Annotated in this window: 16 protein-coding genes and 1 other RNA gene; 5 read left to right on the forward strand and 12 right to left on the reverse strand. The window is 42.7% G+C overall.

Annotated features, from left to right (window positions below; all coding sequences use genetic code 11):
• Positions 1-130: 130 nt before the first annotated feature.
• The 3 genes from DXA07_RS10965 to DXA07_RS10975 all read right to left on the reverse strand — a co-directional run bounded on the left by DXA07_RS10965 (position 131) and on the right by DXA07_RS10975 (position 3,359).
• Entirely contained in the window at positions 131-1,426 is a 1,296-nt protein-coding gene (locus DXA07_RS10965) for a glycoside hydrolase family 3 protein (RefSeq protein WP_182427540.1), read from the reverse strand.
• Between the two features lie 107 nt (positions 1,427-1,533).
• The gene (locus tag DXA07_RS10970; protein WP_118484627.1) at positions 1,534-1,821 is read right to left on the reverse strand and encodes a hypothetical protein; all 288 of its coding nucleotides are present in this window, start codon (positions 1,819-1,821) and stop codon (positions 1,534-1,536) included.
• Positions 1,822-2,012: 191 nt separating this feature from the next.
• A complete protein-coding gene (locus DXA07_RS10975; protein WP_118484629.1) occupies positions 2,013-3,359 on the reverse strand; it encodes an LCP family protein in 1,347 nt (448 codons plus the stop codon).
• Positions 3,360-3,560: 201 nt separating this feature from the next.
• Here DXA07_RS10975 and DXA07_RS10980 point away from each other — a divergent pair, with 201 nt between their 5' ends.
• The gene (locus tag DXA07_RS10980; protein ID WP_021944730.1) at positions 3,561-4,787 is read left to right on the forward strand and encodes an argininosuccinate synthase; all 1,227 of its coding nucleotides are present in this window, start codon (positions 3,561-3,563) and stop codon (positions 4,785-4,787) included.
• Positions 4,788-5,099: 312 nt separating this feature from the next.
• Here the strand turns inward: DXA07_RS10980 and DXA07_RS10985 are convergent, their stop codons facing one another.
• From DXA07_RS10985 to DXA07_RS10995, 3 genes are read right to left on the reverse strand one after another with little or no spacing between them, the layout of a single operon-like run.
• On the reverse strand, positions 5,100-6,254 hold the full coding sequence (locus DXA07_RS10985) for an ABC transporter permease (protein ID WP_118484631.1): 1,155 nt from the start codon (positions 6,252-6,254) through the stop codon (positions 5,100-5,102).
• Positions 6,241-7,374, reverse strand: a complete 1,134-nt coding sequence (locus DXA07_RS10990) for an ABC transporter permease (protein WP_118484633.1) — start codon at positions 7,372-7,374, stop codon at positions 6,241-6,243. Before DXA07_RS10990 ends, DXA07_RS10985 begins: the two co-directional genes overlap by 14 nt.
• Before the next feature lie 11 nt (positions 7,375-7,385).
• Complete coding sequence (locus tag DXA07_RS10995) at positions 7,386-8,324, reverse strand: ABC transporter ATP-binding protein (protein WP_226801119.1); 939 nt, start codon at positions 8,322-8,324, stop codon at positions 7,386-7,388.
• A 304-nt stretch (positions 8,325-8,628) separates the two neighbouring features.
• On the opposite strand from DXA07_RS10995, the gene DXA07_RS11000 reads away from it, so the two are divergent.
• Together DXA07_RS11000 and DXA07_RS11005 are read left to right on the forward strand one after the other, a co-directional pair.
• Positions 8,629-9,726 carry a histidine kinase gene (locus DXA07_RS11000; protein ID WP_118484635.1) on the forward strand — a complete coding sequence of 366 codons (1,098 nt, stop codon included), beginning with the start codon at positions 8,629-8,631 and terminating at the stop codon, positions 9,724-9,726.
• Positions 9,723-10,346: a response regulator transcription factor gene (locus DXA07_RS11005; protein ID WP_117808759.1), complete on the forward strand. Its 624-nt coding sequence runs from the start codon at positions 9,723-9,725 to the stop codon at positions 10,344-10,346. Before DXA07_RS11000 ends, DXA07_RS11005 begins: the two co-directional genes overlap by 4 nt.
• A 45-nt stretch (positions 10,347-10,391) precedes the next feature.
• Here the strand turns inward: DXA07_RS11005 and DXA07_RS13780 are convergent, their stop codons facing one another.
• The 3 genes from DXA07_RS13780 to DXA07_RS11020 are packed head-to-tail and all read right to left on the reverse strand — an operon-like array spanning position 10,392 to position 14,417.
• Positions 10,392-11,450 (reverse strand): YfhO family protein, encoded by a 1,059-nt coding sequence (locus DXA07_RS13780; protein ID WP_118484637.1) that lies wholly within the window; start codon positions 11,448-11,450, stop codon positions 10,392-10,394.
• On the reverse strand, positions 11,363-13,030 hold the full coding sequence (locus tag DXA07_RS13785) for a YfhO family protein (RefSeq protein ID WP_182427541.1): 1,668 nt from the start codon (positions 13,028-13,030) through the stop codon (positions 11,363-11,365). The genes DXA07_RS13780 and DXA07_RS13785 overlap by 88 nt, the downstream gene beginning before the upstream one ends.
• A gap of 22 nt (positions 13,031-13,052) precedes the next feature.
• Positions 13,053-14,417, reverse strand: coding sequence for a cell wall hydrolase (locus DXA07_RS11020; protein WP_118484640.1), 1,365 nt, complete (start codon positions 14,415-14,417; stop codon positions 13,053-13,055).
• 383 nt (positions 14,418-14,800) lie between these two features.
• Between DXA07_RS11020 and DXA07_RS11025 the strand changes: the two genes are divergently transcribed.
• A complete protein-coding gene (locus tag DXA07_RS11025; RefSeq protein WP_117808762.1) occupies positions 14,801-15,526 on the forward strand; it encodes a pseudouridine synthase in 726 nt (241 codons plus the stop codon).
• Between the two features lie 309 nt (positions 15,527-15,835).
• Here the strand turns inward: DXA07_RS11025 and DXA07_RS11030 are convergent, their stop codons facing one another.
• Positions 15,836-16,549 carry a hypothetical protein gene (locus DXA07_RS11030; protein ID WP_021943496.1) on the reverse strand — a complete coding sequence of 238 codons (714 nt, stop codon included), beginning with the start codon at positions 16,547-16,549 and terminating at the stop codon, positions 15,836-15,838.
• A gap of 184 nt (positions 16,550-16,733) precedes the next feature.
• On the opposite strand from DXA07_RS11030, the gene rnpB reads away from it, so the two are divergent.
• An RNA gene (gene rnpB / locus DXA07_RS11035) (RNase P RNA component class A) lies at positions 16,734-17,084 on the forward strand.
• A gap of 192 nt (positions 17,085-17,276) precedes the next feature.
• On the opposite strand, the gene DXA07_RS11040 is transcribed toward rnpB, so the two are convergent.
• Complete coding sequence (locus tag DXA07_RS11040) at positions 17,277-18,278, reverse strand: nucleoside kinase (protein WP_118484642.1); 1,002 nt, start codon at positions 18,276-18,278, stop codon at positions 17,277-17,279.
• A gap of 70 nt (positions 18,279-18,348) precedes the next feature.
• A complete protein-coding gene (locus DXA07_RS11045; protein ID WP_117808764.1) occupies positions 18,349-19,083 on the reverse strand; it encodes a class I SAM-dependent methyltransferase in 735 nt (244 codons plus the stop codon).
• Between the last annotated feature and the right edge of the window lie 9 nt (positions 19,084-19,092).

The raw sequence follows: 19,092 nt of genomic DNA on the forward strand, positions 1-19,092 counted from the left end.
TATTTACAATTTATCATATTTATATATTAAAAAATGCAACTCAAGTGGTTTTATCCCCATGAATTGCATTTTTACTCATAATTTTTTCTGATATTTTCATCATTTTATATCATGTTTTTGAATTGTGTTACTATTGTTTCTCAATTTTATGATCTATCTGGATTCCATTTACCTGTTTTGCCATCAGTATCCGTTCCACGCTTTCATCGATCCGCTTCTCTGTCAGTTCTCCCTTGTCTAACGCAGTCAGAATCCCTTCAACCGTTTCCCCAAGTTCTTCCGGTTCAAGGATCAGATCCACCCCTGCCTGGATTGCCAGCACTGCTGCTTCTCCCGGTTCATAATGATCCGTGATCGCTTCCATCTGAAAGGAGTCTGTGATGATCAATCCATGAAAGGCCAGCTCGTTTCGCAGGCAGTCTGTAACCAGTGTTTCCGAGAGATCCGCCGGCTGATCTGATATGTCAGGCACTACCAGATGCCCGATCATAACACAATCAGTTCCTGCCCGGATTCCTGCCCGAAACGGAACAAACTCCTGCGTTTCCAGTTCTTGCAGCGTTCCCCTTACATATGCCGTTCCATAATGGGAATCCTCAACGGTATCCCCGTGTCCCGGAAAATGCTTCAGGGTGCACATCACGCCACCGGCATGAAAGCCCTCCACTGCATACGGAATCAGCTCCGCCGCCTGTTCATAATCATCACTGTATGCCCGTTTTCCGATCACGGTATTCTTAGGATTCGACCACACATCAGCCACCGGTGCGAAATCCAGATTAAACCCATAATATGCCAGATTGCTACCAAGCTCCCTCGCATTTTCAAATGCCGTATCCGTACCATCATCCTTATATTCATACATCGGATCGATCGTCCCGCCTTCCCGGTTTCCGAGGTTCGACAGTACCCGGCTGACATTTCCGCCTTCTTCATCAACCGCAAGGAATAATGCGATCTCCGATTGCTTCTGCAAATTTTTAAGCAGTTTCTTTAATTGCTTTTTGTTTTCGATATTTCTGGACTTCAGCATGATCCCGCCTACCGGATAGTCTGCAAGTGCCTGCTTCATTTCTGCATCCACTTTTGTGACATCATGTGTTGTGACCAGATTTTCCGGATCGGCAATGATCATCTGGCACACCTTCTCCCACAGTGTCATCGTAGATATGTACTGTTTTACCATAGCTGCCTGCTCCAGCTTACCTTCTGTTTCCAGTTCCCACTCTGACAAGATATAACTTTCTCTTCCACGAAACGGAATGATCTCTGTTTCTTCATCCGGAAGCTCTGCCGCGTATACATGGGTGATTGCATCCTGCTCTACCATATTCAGTTGTTGGTTACCGTTTCCGGCATTTCCGATTCCAAATCCTGCTGTCAGAACAACAGTCAGAATCCCGGATATCCACCATCGTTTTCTCATATGCATGATACCTGTCTTTCTTCGTTCTTGTGAAAAAGAACCTGAAAACCGCATCGGATACAGTTCTCAGGTTCTCTGTCTGAATCTATTTACCCGGCATCTGCCGACTATTCATTTTCTATCATACCCTCCGGAGGTGTTGTGATCGTCTTCACATCCGATGAATCATCTTCTTCTGTACCGTCTCCAGCTTCTGAAGCAGACTCCGTCGACTCAGTCGTAACTTCACTGACCGCCTGCTCGATATCAATGCTGCCTGCTGATGCCACACCGGTTTCATCAGCAATCGTTTTACTGATCGCAGCCGCCGTTGTCGATACCGAATATCCGCTGTCTCCATACAGCCATGCATGAAGTGCTGTTACATTTGCCGCCATATCTGCAGGCACGATCACACTGCCCTTATCCTCAAGGGATGCGAAGCTGTAGGCAAATGGAAAGCCCGTATTGCCTGTGATCTTGTAAGAAGCAACATTCTTCGCAAGCTTCTCCGCCTCTGTCTTTGTAAGGCTGGTAGAGATACAGCTAAAGGATACATCCAGCAGATTGCGGATCGTATCGGTTCCTGCATTTCCCAGCTTGCTGATCAGCCTAACAGAACGATTCTCTGTCGTTCGGTTCTGGTAATATCACCCTTTGCATTGCTCCGGATCCTGGTATAGGCTACTGCCTGCTGACCATTCAGGAGCTGTTTCCCCGCAGAATGAACACCATTGGAGTATTCTCCTGATATTGCGATCTGTTCTGCCAGATTCTTATTCAGGCTGTTGACTTCTTCCTCTTCAATCGTTATCTCCACACCACCAAGTGCATTGATGATGCTTGACATCGCATTAAAATCTACCGTTATATAATCTGTGATCTTCAGATCCAGATTCGTGTTCAGTGTGTTAATGGACATTAATGCTCCGCCCAACTGATATGCGTAATTTACCTTCTGTGTAACCGGTGTCTCACCCTGGATCTCAAACAATGTATCTCTGTACACGGATACCAACTTTACTTCCTTTGTGTCATTATTGATACTGACAAGAAGGATCGTATCACTGTTGGTTCCTGTATTCAGATTGGCGTCTCTGGAATCCACACCATACAATGCGATCGTTGTATATCCTTTCGTCGCATCTTCCACGCCATCATTCACTGTCAGGTCTGATTCCGCAATCGGACGGATATCCATCTGGTTATATTTGTATGATTTGTTTGCTCCAATATAACTTATCGTCAGCACGATAAAGACAATCAAAAGGACAACTCCAACGATCAGCCAACGATTAACAACAGATACAGTTCCAGATTGTTTCCGTTCCCTGTCCTTATCCTCTTTCTCTTCCTGTTCCTTTTTCAGATTCTGAAATGCCCGGCCGGCGCCAAACAATATATTCTGAAGATTCTCCTTGGCTGCTGATGTGCGTCCGCCATCTTCTTCCATAAAATCATCCGAAGAGTCATCATCATAATCAGGTTCTTCCGGTTCCGGCTCTTCTGTCAGTTCCAAAGTCTCTTCTTGGTCAAGTCCTGCATTCTTTCTTGCCAGCCGTTTCCGTTCCCGTTCTGCCGCAGCTTCAATATCATTTTTCTTTTCAGCTTTCTTTTCGATTTTCTTCTCTTCTTTTTTATTTTCTTCCTTTTTCTCCGGTTTCTTTGATACGCCGACTTCCTGTAATACAGATTCCAGCTTGTCCGCATACTCTTTATACGATTCCGACACCGGTTCCGGCGCTCTCTGTGTATCTTCCTTCTCCGATGCCTCCGACTGCTCCTGTATCTCATTCATACCCGCAGGAGCCTCCATTTCCTCTGTATCTGCACTTCCATTGATGATCGCATCGATCCGGTCATCATCGTCAGTCGTCATTTCCTTATTCCGTTGTAACAGTCTGTCCCGATATTCGGATAGACGTTGATCGAATTGTGTAGTCTTCTTATCCATATAAATAAAGACATCCTCTCTGCAACTTATTTTACGACATTATTATTTACATGATACAATAAAAAAGTGCAATTTACAACCAATATTCCTTTCAAAGTCCGATTTTCAGACCAGCATTTTCCAAAAATACTTGCATAATATTCATTACCGTTATATATTTATTTGCAGGTAAAACTTTATGAATTTAAGGAGGATTTAGAAATGGCAAAAGACAAAGTTGTTCTTGCATACTCAGGTGGTCTTGATACAACAGCTATCATCCCTTGGTTAAAAGAAACTTATGATTACGATGTTATCTGCGCCTGCATCGATGTAGGACAGGAAAGTGAACTGGAAGGGCTGGACGAAAGAGCAAAATATTCAGGAGCTTCCAAGTTATACATTCTGGATGTTGTTGATGAATTGTGTGATGAATACATCATGCCAACCGTTCAGGCAGATGCTGTATATGAGAATAAATATTTACTTGGTACTTCTTTTGCAAGACCTCTGATCGCTAAGAAATTAGTTGAGGTTGCACGTAAGGAAGGTGCTGTTGCGATCTGTCATGGTGCAACAGGAAAAGGAAATGATCAGTTAAGATTTGAGCTTTCAATTAAGGCTCTTGCTCCTGACATCAAGGTTATCGCTGTATGGAGACAGCCGGAATGGAAGCTGGATTCCCGGGATGCGGAGATCGCATACTGTCAGGCACATGGTATTAATCTTCCATTTGATGCTGCTCATTCTTACAGCCGTGACCGTAATATCTGGCACATCAGCCATGAAGGTCTGGAACTGGAGAATCCTGCAAACGAACCAAACTACGATGATCTTCTGGTTCTCGGTGTTACCCCTGAAAAGGCACCGGATGAGGATGAATATCTGACACTTGATTTTGAAAAGGGTATCCCAACTGCTATTAACGGTACAAAGATGAAAGTTTCTGATATCATTCGTGAATTAAATCGTTTAGGCGGAAAGCATGGTATCGGTATTATCGATATCGTTGAGAACCGTGTTGTCGGCATGAAGTCCCGTGGTGTTTATGAGACTCCCGGCGGAACAATTCTGATGGAAGCTCACAAGCAGTTAGAGGAGCTGACTCTGGATCGTGAAACACTTGCATACAAGAAGCTCGTAGCAACCAAGTTTGCCGATCTTGTATACGAAGGAAAGTGGTTCTGCCCTCTTCGTGAATCACTTCAGGCATTTGTTGAAAAGACACAGGAGACAGTTACCGGTCAGGTTAAGATGAGACTGTACAAGGGAAATATCATCAAAGCCGGAACAACTTCTCCATATTCTCTGTATTCTGAGAGTCTTGCAAGCTTCACTACCGGTGAGCTGTATGACCATAAGGATGCAACCGGATTCATCAACCTGTTCGGCCTGTCCATGAAAGTCCGCGCAATGATGAACGAGAAGAACAAGAACAACGACAAATAATTTTTAGGACGAAAAATTCCATAAATGATAAACTACCGTGCAACATCACACCACACACAAGGTATTACGCAAGGTTATATCCTAAATGATTAAATAAAAATGGAAGATGCATTACATATTATTCCGCAAGTCGTTTGCACTCTATTTCAATGCAACGGTGCTAAGCTCCTCGCCCATGGCGACTCGCTAAGAACCGGCGTTAAAAAAGGCTTGCTTCATAATAGTAATGCTATTTCCCATTTTGTTTTATATATCGATTTCCAGATATGTTTCCTTCACAACAGGAATACCGCTTCCATTTTTTAGATATTTTCACGCCACCAGACGGTGGTTTCTGGTACGATCGATCACGATTGCGATCGTGATGATGGCGGCTGCAAAGAGCACCTCGATTCCCATATATACGAATGCTTCCGATGGTATCTTTGCCTCATAGTCCAGAAGATCAACAACTTTGACATACCAGTAAGCCGGAAGAAAATGTGCCAGCTTAATGACCCCTGCTCCAAGGAATTCCACCGGAACAAAGATGCCGGACAGGAACGCCATACCAAGGGACACTATATTGCCGATCATACTGAAACCTTCCTCGTTTCGGGCAATCTTACTTGCAAGAAAGGCAAGTGCCATGGCTACAAACATGTAGCAGACCATATTTAGCAGATTCCCAAGTCCTGCTGCCGTAAACATTTCTTTTCTGAATACAAAGCATCCTCCAACCGCAAATACAGCACATCCAAGAAATCCTGTTACGATCGTTCCAAGAAGGATTTCTTTTGTCATATTGGAATATTTATATGCCGAGCTTGCGATCCGTTCTCTTAATTCTTTTTTGTCATATACGATCAATACCGGACTTACACCTTCGATCATCATGACCACAAATATCCATCCCAGATAACTGAAAAATGTATATCTCGTACTATGTTTTCCGCCATGGTCTTCGCTTGTCATTGTTACGTTCGTTCTGATCTGAAACAGTTCATTTACCTGAGCTGCTGCCTCCGCCCGGTCATATCCGGCTGCAAAATATGCATTCAGATAAGAGATGTATTTATTCACGCCCGATTCAAACAGTTCCACCTTGCTCCGGTTCGGAATTGCAACGATCTCGATATAATCGGACAGATCTTCCTTATCCAGATGATCCGCATAACCCTTTTTAATGCGGACGATACAGTCTGTATTCCGGTTAAACAGACTGTCCTGCATCGCTTCCGTTGTATCTGTTTTTAATTCAGCATGTTTATGTGCATGATCCAGATACGAAAACAGTTCTTCACTTTCTGCCGTCTGGTCATAATCAAACCAGGCGAATTTACACTTCATGCTTTTATATTCATCTTCTGTTTTACCGGAATTTGGCAATATAAATCCAAATATAATGCCTGCAAAGATCCCAATATACATCAGCATTGAGCCTTTTTTCTTATTTAAGATTTTAAAATAGGATTTAAACACTTGCATATTTGTTCCTCCTTAAGACCAGAATACTCGCTCCAAGCAGACAGACAGCCATACCGGTTAAGATCAGGATATTTCTGAAATAACGATCGTAATTATCGTATACATTGAGTGCATAAAGGCAGTCCGTTACCAACACTGCCGGATTGATCCGGTTCAGAATCGGAAGTTTATCTTCAATACTGTTTTTAATTCCATGAACCATCAGATCCGCCATAAAAGAGAACGTCAGGCTGGCCGCTACCGCAATTCCAATCTTTCCTCCATATGAGCATTTTGACCAGGAACCAAGCAGCATTCCCCCGGCAATACCGATATTACATGCAATAAAAAGCACCAGTAAAATAGCCGGATATTTCGTACCAAACTGTACACCGAACAGCCGCATATAGATCACAGTGATAACCTCCGCGGCAAACTGAACCAGCAGTAATGCTAGATACTCCGCCAGAACAGTCACAAGTTTAGGATTCGGTGACAGACAACGACGCATTCCAAGCGCACTTTCATTTGCCTGCAGCTTGTGCATTCTTGTGATTCCGGCAAAAGAAGAAAACAGACAGCTCATAGCAAGCACTGCATAGAAATAATTATAATACTCATTCTGGCATCCGTCCGATGTAGAAATCTCTTCATAATATACCGCATCACTCTGCACTGCCTTCTGAATGATCTCCGATGCAGCCTCCGGATCCTTCTGCATCAGATTCAGATACATCTGTTCCATCTGCTTATACTGATTCAGGATTGATTCCAGTATCGACTCCTTGATGTCACTCTGCCTCACTGTCAGGCTCGCATCCGATGTATAGATCACACCGGTCACTTCTTCATCATTTAACTTTTGAAGCGCTTCTTTCTCGTTGAGCACCTCCATGTCGATCCGTTTATCTTCGCCGTCCATGGAGAGCGTAGACAGCACCATCATAAGTGCTGTATCGTTCTCGCCATCCCTCACAACCGCAACCGGGATATCTTTAAACATTTCATCCTTTTCCATGATATTTCCAAATGCCATGTACATGAATGTGAATAATGCAATCGGAAACAATATCGTCCAGAACAGTGTATCTTTTCCTTTTATCAGCATTTTACCTGCATATTTAAAATTATGCCAAAACATATCCACCCCTCCTAATCCCGAAGCGTCTTTCCGGTGATCTCAAGGAACACATCGTTCAGACTCGGAAGCTCGGTATATACTTTTCCAAATAATACCGCATGCTCCTTCATATATTCCATAACCCGGATCAGATTGTGATTTCCACCGGAGTAGATCAGTTTCAACATTCCATCCTGGTATGAACTGTCATACACATGCGGAAGCTGTCTCAGCTCCAGCAGTTGTTCATCTGTCAGTGCCGGAGCTTCTATGAAGATACTCTCCGTCTTCTTTATCATTTTTTTCAGTTCTTCCTTCGTGCCAAGAGCGACCTTTTGGCCTTTATCCATGATCAATATACGGCTACAGATCTGTTCTACCTCTTCCATATAATGAGAAGTGTAGATGATCGTTGCACCCTTCTTATTAAGCTCCACAATTCCCTCTAAGATCTTGTTCCGACTCTGTGGGTCTACCGCCACCGTCGGTTCATCAAAAAAGATCAGCTTCGGTTTGTGTGCGATTCCACACGCAATATTTAATCGTCTGAGAAGTCCTCCTGACAGCTTTTTCGGCAGGAACTTCTTATAGTCCTGAAGCTCGACAAATGCGATCGCATCCTCTACATACTGTTTTCTCATCTTTTTATCCCTGATATACAGTCCACAGAAATAATCAATATTCTCATATACCGTCATTTCGTCAAATACAGCCACATTCTGCATTACAACACCAATCTCCCGTTTCAGATCGTAGCTCGTCGATGTCATCTTCTTACCAAATACCCGGACATCGCCCTGATCATATGTAAGCAGCGACAAGATACAATTGATCGTCGTCGTCTTGCCCGATCCATTCGGTCCAAGCAGACCGAAGATCTCGCCCTCTTTTACCTCCAGATCAAAGTGTGATAATGCCACAAAATCTTTATATCGTTTCACCAGATCTTTTACTTCAATCGCATATTCCATAACTGTCTCCTCATTCATTTTCTATTCGGATGCTATCGTTTCTTCCGGCATCGCACCTGAAACCCATCGCATGTTTTCTATGTTATGCTGTCATTCTACCATACCAGGACAATTCTGTTCAGTGCCAATCTTCACATCCATAATATGACATTTGTCACATTCTTTTAAAATCCGGAGTTTTTCAACTGTAGTCAATTGACGCTGTATTTTTCAACAGGTATACTAATATCGTCACTTATGAATCCGATCCGGTTCACGCAATTACCTGACCCTCGCGTGACCGGTCCATATACAAGGGGAAGTTATGAAGCAAATTCTGACACGACTGCTTATATTTGCAATATGCTGTATTATGTGTATTCACACTTTTTCGATATCCACACACAGCGTAATATATATCCTGCTTACGATCATTCTAGCCTTTGGCACGATGCTGATTGCTGACAGACTCTCACCTGCATCTCTGACTCTGATCCATGCAGGCATATTTATTCTGTGCTGTATGATTCCTGAACTTGTTGTATTTCTTCCGCTTTTCTGCTTCTATCTGAGCAGACGGCCGGTCTGTTATACTGCTCCCATCGGGATCCTTGCTATCATTCTGGCTACAACAAAATTTTCTGTAGAAACACTTCTTTTAATATGTGTTCTCTGCCTGTGCAGCATGTTATACGGATATCTGACCACAGAGCTTGCCACCCTTCATCAACAGATGAAGCACCTTACAGATACATCAGAGACAAATGAACTTCTGGCAAAAGAACGAATCCGTATGATCCGGAAGGAACAGGATAACAGGATCTATACTGCAACCCTGAAAGAGAGAAATCGTATCGCCAGAGAAATCCATGATAATGTCGGTCACATGCTCACCAGATCCATTCTTCAGGTAGGTGCAATCCAGACGATCAACAAAGAACCAATCCTTACAAATCCGCTTTCTGATCTCCGCACTACGCTGGATACTGCCATGAACAGTATACGATCAAGTGTCCACGACCTTCACGATGAATCCATTGATATGGAAGCTGCCATTCAGGATATGTTAAATGATATAACAGGCTTTCATACTTCATTTGAATATGATATGAGCAACATTGTTCCAAAGGATATCAAGTACTGTCTTATCAGTATTGCCAAAGAAGCGATCACAAATGCTGTAAAGCACAGTAACGGCGATCAGCTCTCGATTCTGATCCGGGAACATCCGGGGTTCTATCAGTTGACGATTCATGACAATGGAACAGACATTCACCTTACAGACACCCCTGGTATCGGACTTACCAACATCCGGGAACGAGTCCAATCCTTATCCGGTACTTTACAGATCACAACCAATTCCGGATTCCGCCTGTTTGTCAGTATTCCAAAGCATACACAAAAAGGAGATAGAACTGCATGAATATTATAATTGTTGATGATGATGCATTTGTCAGCGCATCATTAAAGATCATCTTAGAATCCTACTCAGATATTACCGTACTTGCGACCGGAGCAAATGGTCACGACGCCATCTCCCTGTACGATACTTACATCCCCGATGTTCTGTTAATGGATATCCGTATGGAGGGCATGGATGGTCTGACCGCATCGAAAGAGATCATCACCGGACACCCTGACGCAAAGATTCTGTTACTTACTACCTTCGCCGATGATGACTATATCATCAAAGCCATCCGGACCGGCGCAAAGGGTTACATCTTAAAACAGGATTTTGAGACCGTTGCATCTGCGATCACCGCCGTACACAACGGACAAACTGTTTTTGGAAATGAGATCATGAACAAGATCCCTACCCTGTTACAGGCTGAAGATCGTTTTGATTATCCGTCCTACAATCTGACAGAAAAAGAATTTGAACTGATCCGGCTGATTGCCGATGGTCTGAATAACAAAGAAATTGCAGAGCAGCTCTTCCTCTCGGAAGGAACCGTCCGCAATTATCTCAGTAATATCCTTATGAAGCTTGACCTGCGCGACCGCACTCAGGTTGCCTGTTTTTATTATAAGAATTTATTATAATCTGTTTTCAAAATCTGCATTTTATAAACAAATAATTTATGTCCATTATTTATCGGATGATTTTTTTCGACGGATAATCAAATATCCTGCCAATATTAATATTCCAATCGCAGACAGACATATACCCGCCATCAGATATGGTGTATGATAGGTCAGTGTAATCACATGTTCCCCTGCTTCTACCGGAACGCCCATCAAGCCGGTTCCAATCTTTACAGGAGCTACCTTTTTCCCATCTACAGCAGCCGTAAAGCCTTCATTGTACGGAACCGCCAAATACAGGATTCCAGCCTTGTCCGCTGTTATATGCCCATTTAAGCAATTGCCGTCATACCCATCAAATTCCATTGTATTCTTTAACACATACTCTTTAAATGCCTGAACCGTTTCCTCATTTATCGCATACAAGGCAACTGTCTTTATGCCCGACTCATTCCTAACAGCAGCCGTAGCAAACCGCAGCTTAACCTCATCTCCGGCATTTACATTTCCAATATGTATCATGCCTGCTGATTCCGGATAAACCGAACTCACAACCTGCTGATCATTCACATAAACATCAACACCCTGCAGTCTTGTGTCCGAACACTCTACATACAGATCCTCTGCCTGTTCTGCTTTATAGGAAACTATCATGGAGGTTGCAATATCCGCCTGAGCTGTATAAGCATAGACACCATCGCCCTGCTTTGCTGCATCCAGACCGGTAAATGAGATCATATCATCTGTAAGAGTCTTCTTCTCAAACAGATCTTCCAGTTCCGGCTGATCCATTCCAAGCATTACCAGTTCATTCTGATTTTCGGCTGCACTCTTCTCTCCACTCCAGTTCAGAATGTCCTCATCCAGAAGGAAGCCCATCCCTGCAAGAGCATCCGCCTCATACAGATATCCATATGTTCCATCCGGTGCTGCCACCATATGATATCCACCTGCTGCTCCTAATTCATTTGTCATAATATACCGGACATTATACATCAGTGCTGTAACCGGAGTCGTTCTTCTGTAGGTATACTCTATATTCTGATAATGTGATAATCCAAGACTAGCAAAGGAATCAATGCAGAACCATTTGCCATGGAGGAATAGCAGTTTGTATTTGATAACTGCAGATTATCATAGGAATACAATGCCGCCTTACGTTCTCCGGCTTCCAGATCACATTCTGCATATGCTGTTTCCCTGGATGTCTGTTTTATATCATCTGTAAGACTTCTGTTATTTCCCTTTGCACTCAGTACATAGCTGCCATTTAACACCAGCTCTATGATCCAAAGGCTGACCACCCATATATAAAAGGTCTTCCATTTGATGCTTTTCCGGAGTGCAAAGACAAACAAACCAAAATAAGCAACGATAAATATGAGTACCGCTACATAGGAATTTGGATTTGTTTCATCGCGATTGAAGAACAGCTCCAGCAGAAACAATACAAGGCAGCTTCCAAATGCTACTCCTGCCTGCCACATCCAGATCTTCTTTATATTCAACAGACATACATAGGCTGCCCCAAGCAGCAAAAATGTCCAGATAAATGCAAAACGATTTCCCATACCGTGTGTGACTGCGAATCCATGAAGCACATAATTCAGTCCTGCCTGATTCATTGCAAATGCAAGAAATATCAGAACTGTCAGATACCGGAGCTTCCAGGTCCATTCTATCTTCTTCATAAAGAACAACAGGATCACCAGCAATACAATCAGTGTGCCGCAATAATTATTATGATTAAACAGATTGCCTGTCGTCACCTTATTCAACGGGTAAAATGAATTGATAAAATTACCGATATTACCAAGCTGATACCACGGCAGCTTATCATCCATACTTCCTGCCCCGGACAAATGCAACACTGCATAAAAAGCAGGAACCAGTACCACACCTGCGATCATCCCTGCGATAACGGACCAGATCAGAAACCGGAGAATCCCCCTGCCAAATTCACGAAGAGTTTTCCAGTCCTGTAACAGGAAATACAGCACGATAAACAGGCACAGATAAAAGGCAAAATAAAAATTCACGATAAATCCAACCGCAAGCAGCACTGTATAAGCAATCTTTCCCTTACCGGCAGCCATCCGTTCTACTGCGATCGCAAGAAACGGTACAAGGATCAGACCATCCAGCCAGATTACATTGTGCTCATATACCAGCACAAATCCGCACAGTGCATACGACAGAGACAAAACAATTTCAACTGCTGTCTGCCAGCCACGACCAGTTTCTTCATCTGCATACCGTTTCAACTCTGTACGTCTGAAAAAATACAGTCCCGAAGGAGCAAGCAGAGAAGCTTTGACAACGATCATAATAACCATTGCCAGCTCCACATGTCCGGATCCGCATATTACTGCTATGATATTAAACGGGCTCATACAGTAATAAAACATATTTAAAAGCATGTCCATTCCCAGACCATGATCCCACAAAAAGGTACTTTTATCTCCGGAATGCAGCCATTCCAGAAAGGTCTGCAGCATTCCTGTATACTGATCATATGCATCCTGATACAGAAAGCTGTGGCTTCCAAATGGATACTGTCCGTTTATTATCATATTTACAATATAAAAGCCCAGACAAAACAGAAACAACAGAAGGTACATCATACCATGCATGTACCTTCTGTTCTTCTGAGTTGTCTGAGCATCGTTATAATTATCTTTTACATTCATCTGCCTCAACATATCTCTTACATCCATTCACTTATTAATAAAAACAATGATTTCCAATAACCGTATAATCGGATAAGGAATCCGTATCAATATAATTCACATTCAAGAAACTCATAAAAGATCCAATATTATTATTTCCTGCTAATGCATCATCTGCAGCCTGCTGTGCAGTAGACAGCGGTCCGTTCTGCAGATATCCCTGCATCACACTTCCGGTTGCCATCGGAAACTGATTTGGTGCATAAATTACAGATGAGATTGAATTGCCCCAGCTACCACTCTTTACACGATTCAGAACCACATTTGCAACTGCAAGCTGACCTTCGTATGGCTCATATCCAGCTTCCATGCTGACCAGACAGGCAAGCAGATAAGCATCATCATACTGAGATGGATCTACAGAAGATGCTTCTGTCGTCGCTTCCTCTGTTGTTGGTGCTTCTGTAACAGGTTCTTCCGTTGTCGGAGCCTCTGTGGTCACCTCTTCTGTCGTCGGTGTTTCTGTCGTATCGTCCGTTGTCGGCTCATCTACTGACATAACCTCAGGTTCTGATGCTTCTTCAGATGCAACCTCTTCTTCTGCAGATGCAACTTCTATTGTTTTCTGTGTCTCTGCATCAACCATTGCTGTATAATCATCGATTGTCATTGCGTACTCATAAGACTCTGCAACTGTGATATAATCTGCTGCTATGTACCCGGTAACATCATTTGCCAGTGTTACCTGAACCCAGTTCTTATCCTGTTCCTCTACAGGAAGAACCGTATCCTTTGCTACCAGCTCAAGAATATCAGAATCTGTTGACTTCTCTGCACGTACACGGACGGTATCATCCGTTACTGTTCCAAGCACTTTCTTATAATCTGCCGCATATGTCTCTGCATCCTTACCGGTCAGAATATAATCCCTGTTTACATATCCCGTTACATCACCGGAGGAAATTTTCACCCAGTCACCATCTGTTTCCAGAACATCACCTACATTACCATCAAACAGCTTTCCAACAATATCAGAATCCGTCGATGCTTCCTTACGGATATTTAATGTATCGTCAATCTTGGCGATAAATTTACCATCAAATTCGGACTTCTCTTCTGCTTTTGCTACTACTGTCTTCTTCTGTGCTGCCTTCTTGGTTGTACTATTGTTCTGATGTGCAGTCGTATCGACAGAAGCAGTCTCTTCACTGGTTGTCTCCACTTCAACAGTCTGAATGGTCTGACTGTTCAGGTAAGCAGGGTTGTGATCCAACGCCTCCCCATACTTAACAACAAGTCCGATTCCTGCTACCGTAACGACCGTAGTTGCTGCTACAAGCAGATTACGTTTCATATATCTATAACTGAATAAACCTCTTCTCATATGGGAAAAACGATTATTTTTTCTGTTAATTCTCATCTTTTCGTACCTATTTATTAAAAACCATGACAAAATGTTACATTTCTGTTAAAAATAATACTCTAATTTTGATTTCATGTCAATACGCATATGTCCCCCACATCAACTTTTTATAGTAAAATGTATTAATTTTTTGTGAATAAACAAAGGATTTTTTTGTTTATTTTATATAATCTGCTGTAATATTACTTTGTAATCACACACTTAACATTTCCGTCATAATTACAGATTTATTATAACATTTTCGCACAATACCAGCCATATTCTGAAATTTACTGAATTTATTCCACAGCAACGAAAAATCCATGCTATAATGGTGAAAAATCGTCAGCCAGCAGGCATGGTTTTAGACTCAACAAATGAACAAAAGGCAGGTAACAGCTATGCGAATTGATAAATTTCTGGCAAATCAGGACATCGGCTCCAGATCCCAGGTAAAACAATATATTAAAAAGGGAATGATATCAATAAATGGAACGGTCTGCAAATCTCCTGAACAGAAGATTGATGAAAATACAGACCAGATTTCTTACAACGGAACGGTTATTGGCTATCAAAAGCACCACTATTACATGCTGAACAAACCGGCAGGCTGTGTCAGCGCAACCAATGACAATCTGCACACAACCATTCTGGATCTGTTAAAAGGTTCTGTTTCTGTAAAAAATCTGTTTCCTGTCGGCAGACTGGATATTGATACAGAAGGGCTGCTGCTCATCACAGATGATGGAGAACTGTCCCACAATCTCTTATCCCCATCCAAGCATGTAGCAAAAACATATTTTGCCCGTATCGACGGGCTGGTAACAGAAGAACATATCAAAGCATTCAAGGCAGGTCTGGATATCGGAGATGATAAGCCAACCAAGCCGGGCACTCTGGTCATAAAAAGCACCAATCCTGATACCAGCACCTCTGAAATTCTTCTGACGATCACCGAAGGACGTTACCATCAGGTCAAACGCTCCTTTGAAGCCCTCGGCATGAAAGTCACCTACTTAAAACGCCTGTCCATGGGTAGTCTGGCATTGGACGAAGCCCTCGCTCCCGGCGAATTCCGCGAACTGACAGAAACCGAGTTACAGGCATTAATACAGAAAATTTTTTAATTTAACTTTGCGCTGATATTGTTATTCCTTATAAACATACAGAAGGGGTTCTGCCCCGGATACAGACAACCACTATAATATGACATAAGCGAGGATTTCGAAATAAGATGCACATTGCCAGTAAATGCGAGCGCTTGTTCGAGCCAAAGGCGAGTTAGCGCAGAAGCATTTACGAATCAGGCATGTGCAGCGAATCGAAACCGCAGCGAGTCATATTATAGTGGTTGTCTGTATCCGGGGCAGAACCCCTTGTATATGTTTTGTAATAAATAACAATATCCGCACAAACTACAGAAGGACATTTCCGTATTAGATCATTCCTTTGATGTACAGGATGCTGCTTGTAATTCTTCCGCCGGAATGTTTTACATAATCACGGTACTCTTCGTAGCTGATGTAGTATTTCTTACCCCATGAAGAAACGATCAGGTATTCATGACCTGCTATTTCCTCTACTCCTGTCACAACAACAAAATGGCTGTGAACATTTTTCTTCATGGAAGCAAGCATCCGCCCATCCTTTTCCACATACATATGGATTCCTTTATTTCCAAATACATTTGGTATATTCGGACCAATTGATAATACAACCGGCTTATTTTTACGGATCAAATGCCTGATCTGTTTCATCATTTCCTCATCAGATAAAAACAGTCTCCATCTGGCACGAAGTCCAATATCATTCAGCATAAAATAACGGTTCAATGTATTCATTATCGTCACGCCTGTCATTCCTTTATACCACAGGAAAAATACATAATGCTTATAGAACCATTTCACATATTCAAGGTAATCATTTTTGTTATAAAGTCCCTTCGGCTTGTTGATCTTGCGGATTGCATCTGTCATAAGTCCGGGATTCTGTTCTGCAAGATAGATGGATATATCCGCCAGTGCGATCACTCCGCATCCTACCTTCTGCATCTTCTTGCTCTTGCACCATGACTGATTACCACCATAGCTGATCGTATTCATGTTTTTTATTCTGATATAATCTTTATTTAACAGATAATTATTCTCCATATTATTCACCCTCTTATATCAAATCTTTGATAATACTTATTATCAGGCTTCTATAGAGAGATTATAACACCCATCTCCATTCACTTCAACCATTTTTTATACCATGAGAAGTAGTTTTAAAAACCATGTTTCTGTTTCTATATTTTCCCCTTTACTTTTCGTCCCTATTCTGCTATAAAAGTAATGAGCTGGACAAGTGATCGCGGCTGTCATATGACAGGTGAGGAAAGTCCGGGCTTCACAGGGCAGGGTGCCGGATAACGTCCGGTGGAGGAAACTCCCAGGCTAGTGCAACAGAAATAAACCGCCATATATATGGTAAGGGTGGAAAGGCGAGGTAAGAGCTCACCGCTGCTTCTGGTAACAGAACAGGCTCTGTAAACCCCACTCGAAGCAAGACCAAAAAAGCAGCTTCGGCTGTGAGACAAATGGCTGCCCGTCAAGTCTCAGGTAGGTCGCTTGAGCTTTATGGCAACATAAAGCCTAGATAGATGATCACTCTCGACATAACCCGGCTTATCGTCCAGCTTTTATATTAAGCAACGATAAATGGGCTGGCTATATATGTATTTCACAGAACACTCGCGTTCTATTTTCTACGTAACGGTTCTAAACTCTCCGCTTTTCAAGCGGCTCGCTAAGTACCGACGTAGAAAAAGGTCTGTTTCATACATATATAGCCAGCCCATTTATCTGTTCATTAACTTATACAAAGTGAGAATCATCCTCAGACTTTAAAACAGCCTCCACCGATAAACTCGCGTAAGATAGAGTTTAGTGGTACGACAGTTTCTTCCAATGGAAGAAACCGATCAGTCAGCTCTTTTAACCGAAGGACATCTGAATAATATGGAGACGTTTCTTCTACTGCCATCAACAGTGGTTCAATATGTTTTTTCAGCACAGAATATTCATACAACAATCCGGAATTAAACATCACATCCGCATTGTCTTCATATGGGAATATATACTGTTCCTCTCCCTGTCTGACGGATTGCCACATTGAAAGAGTTCGTTCTATGTCATGGCCACGGGTTCGGTTATCCCGGACGATCCGGCGGATCAGCCGGCTGTCCAGCGTAGAAATCTTATCCTCTGATCCAATCATAAGCTGATTCAATGGACTGATATAGATTTTATATTTATCCTCATCTGAAAGTGCATATGACATTTTGGGATTCAGTGAATGGATTCCCTCCAGAATCAAAACATCCTGAGTCCCTATACGCAAATTATCCCCTTTGTACAGTCTTCTGCCATTCATAAAATCAAATTCCGGCAGTTCAACTGTCTGTCCGCATAACAACTGATTCATATCATGATTCAGTAATTCTACATCCAAAGCTTCCAGACATTCGAAATTATAATTTCCATTTTCATCCTTTGGATTATCTTCCCGATTGATAAAATAATTATCAACTGCAATCGGATGCGGATGCAGTCCAAGTGCACAAAGCTGTATACTAAGCCGGTGTGAAAATGTCGTCTTTCCGGCAGAGCTTGGTCCTGCGATCATCACAATCCTTTTTTTCTCTCTGCGGATACTTCTGGCTATATCATAGATCGCATTCTGCTGCATGGCTTCACATACAAGGATCAATTCCGTGCCTTTCCCTGCTTCTACGATCTCATTGATCTTTTCAACCGAATCAGCCCCTACACGGACTGCCCATTTCTTTGCAAGCTCTTTTAAAGTCAGCACGCTGTTATGTACCGCTTTTTCGCTCATATTTCTAATAAACCTCCAAAACCCTTCTGTCAACAAAGGCCACTGATGATCATATCATCCACGATCTCTGTCATCCATCTATGCCATATACCTGCTTCAAAACTGCACAAATGGTCTTTTGTTCTGCTTTTACTGTCTTCAGCCGTTTTGCCGCATTCTCCGTATTCTTACCACTTAGGCTGTTGATCAGCCCGGCCGTTGTATCCCGCCGTTTTACCAGCCACGACCGTAAAACCGGATCTTTCTTTCGTAACAGGCTTCCACCATACATATAGCACCAGTCATCAGCAAGCTTTGAACAATCATATTCATCCTTCTGCACCATCTCATGAACCCTTACATCCAACAGGTTATAATATTTTCCGGCGTCGATCAGCATCTGTTCATCTGCAAGATGATATCCTTTTTCTGCCAGATATCGTCTGACCTTTTCAATATCCGACTGTGGTTGAAGCACAAGCTGATCACAACGTGTAACCACCTCTTCGCCGCGTTCCAGAATGTCGATCATCAACATACCGCCCATTCCAGCCAGAACAACAGCGTTTACCTCGCCCGGCACAATTGTATCAAGCCCGTCACCCATACGAATCTCAATCTGATCCGACAGGTTCATTGCTTCAATATTCCGTTTTGCTATCGCAATCGGTCCCCGTCTGACATCGGATGCGATCACCCGTTTTGCTCTGCGCTGTTCTACCAGATATATCGATACAAATGCATGATCGCAGCCGATGTCTCCGACTGCATCACACGGCTGTATCATATCTGCAACCGACTGCATCCGTTTCGACAGTTCTATCATATGCTCTCC

Origin of the sequence: Clostridium sp. AM54-37XD, assembly GCF_003478225.1 — a bacterium.
Taxonomy (GTDB): domain Bacteria; phylum Bacillota; class Clostridia; order Lachnospirales; family Lachnospiraceae; genus Coprococcus; species Coprococcus ammoniilyticus.

Coding starts and splice junctions, on each gene's coding strand:
- DXA07_RS10965 (WP_182427540.1), bottom strand. CDS start 1,426: ATGAGAAAACGATGGTGGATATCCGGGATTCTGACTGTTGTTCTGACA.
- DXA07_RS10975 (WP_118484629.1), bottom strand. CDS start 3,359: ATGGATAAGAAGACTACACAATTCGATCAACGTCTATCCGAATATCGG.
- DXA07_RS10980 (WP_021944730.1), top strand. CDS start 3,561: ATGGCAAAAGACAAAGTTGTTCTTGCATACTCAGGTGGTCTTGATACA.
- DXA07_RS10985 (WP_118484631.1), bottom strand. CDS start 6,254: ATGCAAGTGTTTAAATCCTATTTTAAAATCTTAAATAAGAAAAAAGGC.
- DXA07_RS10990 (WP_118484633.1), bottom strand. CDS start 7,374: ATGTTTTGGCATAATTTTAAATATGCAGGTAAAATGCTGATAAAAGGA.
- DXA07_RS10995 (WP_226801119.1), bottom strand. CDS start 8,324: ATGGAATATGCGATTGAAGTAAAAGATCTGGTGAAACGATATAAAGAT.
- DXA07_RS11000 (WP_118484635.1), top strand. CDS start 8,629: ATGAAGCAAATTCTGACACGACTGCTTATATTTGCAATATGCTGTATT.
- DXA07_RS11005 (WP_117808759.1), top strand. CDS start 9,723: ATGAATATTATAATTGTTGATGATGATGCATTTGTCAGCGCATCATTA.
- DXA07_RS13785 (WP_182427541.1), bottom strand. CDS start 13,030: ATGTTGAGGCAGATGAATGTAAAAGATAATTATAACGATGCTCAGACA.
- DXA07_RS11020 (WP_118484640.1), bottom strand. CDS start 14,417: ATGAGAATTAACAGAAAAAATAATCGTTTTTCCCATATGAGAAGAGGT.
- DXA07_RS11025 (WP_117808762.1), top strand. CDS start 14,801: ATGCGAATTGATAAATTTCTGGCAAATCAGGACATCGGCTCCAGATCC.
- DXA07_RS11030 (WP_021943496.1), bottom strand. CDS start 16,549: ATGGAGAATAATTATCTGTTAAATAAAGATTATATCAGAATAAAAAAC.
- DXA07_RS11040 (WP_118484642.1), bottom strand. CDS start 18,278: ATGAGCGAAAAAGCGGTACATAACAGCGTGCTGACTTTAAAAGAGCTT.
- DXA07_RS11045 (WP_117808764.1), bottom strand. CDS start 19,083: ATGATAGAACTGTCGAAACGGATGCAGTCGGTTGCAGATATGATACAG.